Source organism: Pseudomonas sp. KCJK9058 (assembly GCF_046230975.1).
GTDB lineage: Bacteria > Pseudomonadota > Gammaproteobacteria > Pseudomonadales > Pseudomonadaceae > Aquipseudomonas > Aquipseudomonas alloputida.
In genome coordinates, this window is sequence record NZ_JBJJLR010000127.1 from 1 (window position 1) to 502 (window position 502).

Genomic DNA, 502 nt, shown 5'->3' on the forward strand with positions numbered 1-502 from the left:
CCAAAAGCTCAAAAGCTCAAAAGCTCAAAAGCTCAAAAGCTCAAAAGCTCAAAGCTTAAGCGCTGGTTCTGATCGGGCGTACAGTCCGTTTGCGATGGCGACGCCGACTCACCTTTCCGCCCTTACGGCGGGTCCCTTTTTGTCGTGGCAAAAAGGGACCAAAAACCGTCGGCTCCCATCATCCGGCCCCTACGCTGCGCTCCGGGGTCCCCTCGCTCCGGCCTTGCTCCCGGGAGCACGCGCTGCAGGCCCCATCCTGGGGCCCAGCGCTTGACGGGCATCCATGCCCGTCATCTCCCTCCGCAATGCCTCCACTCGGCCTCCTGAAGTCGCAATCTGCGTCGCCTGGACTACCGCGCGCTTAGAAGCAAGATCAAAAGCGAGAAGCGAATTCGGTGATTGGCCGGCACCGCCGATGCATTCGGTGAGGTTCTGCCCAGTCATCTGGATAAGGATACGTCGGCATGGCTGCCCTCGGCCTGGTGTACCTGGAAGAACGCCG

The 502-nt window shown here is 60.6% G+C and carries 1 pseudogene; it reads right to left on the bottom strand.

Features of this window, described 5'->3' with window-relative positions:
- Positions 1–391 precede the first annotated feature (391 nt).
- Positions 392–502: pseudogene (locus tag ACK59Z_RS25890) on the bottom strand (3-deoxy-7-phosphoheptulonate synthase); the annotation flags it as partial.